This window comes from Nocardioides sp. CPCC 206348 (assembly GCF_048654705.1).
Taxonomy (GTDB): domain Bacteria; phylum Actinomycetota; class Actinomycetes; order Propionibacteriales; family Nocardioidaceae; genus Nocardioides.
In genome coordinates, this window is the sequence record NZ_JBMCZA010000141.1 from 123 (window position 1) to 791 (window position 669).

Below are 669 nucleotides of genomic sequence, written 5' to 3' on the forward strand. Positions count from 1 at the left end.
GGACTGGCAGGTGCTGGTCGAGAACGAACGCGTCCTGCGGTCGCGGCTCAACGACCTCTTCCTCGACCTCGCCATCGACCGCAATCGGGAAGTGGCGTGGAAGCGCCAGGCGATCTCCGAGACCGCCAGCCGGTTCCCGACCCTGTTGTACGACGCCGCGTGGTCCCGTGAGGAGACGCTGGTGCTCGTGCACCTGCGGGACCGGCTGCGGGCCGGGGTTGCGAGTGGGGACGTGCGGGTGTTCATCGACCGCGAGGACATCGTCGACTACATCGCCACCTTCCGTCCGCCGCACGCGACCGACGAGGCCGGGGACGAGAAGCGGGCTCGCAATGCGGTGGCTTCGGTGGTGAAGTCCGGGTTGCTGATTGGTGCGGTCGGGGATGACCGGTACGAGATCAGTGAGGCGGTTGAGCCGTTGCTGCCGCTGGAGTTGTTGGCTGAGCTGCTCGAGGCGTTGCGGGCGGCGAATGGGACTGAGGTTGTCGAGGGGGTCGGGGACGCGGACCTTTTCGATGAGAGCGACGGGGGTTTCGAGGCTCGGCGCCAGGGCGCCTCGCACCTCAACCAGCGGGAGGACGGCGAATGAGTATCGACGAGGGTCTCGAGACGGCCGTGGCCGGCCTCCTCGACCAGCGGGGGAACCCTGACGAAGACGGGTTGTTCGGG

1 protein-coding gene is annotated in these 669 nt (G+C 67.9%); it reads left to right on the forward strand.

Going from position 1 to position 669, the window contains the following annotated elements; genetic code table 11:
- Positions 1 to 589: DUF4194 domain-containing protein (locus tag ACOADB_RS09185; RefSeq protein WP_378597657.1), on the forward strand; the 589-nt coding region annotated here is incomplete at its 5' end.
- Between the last annotated feature and the right edge of the window lie 80 nt (positions 590 to 669).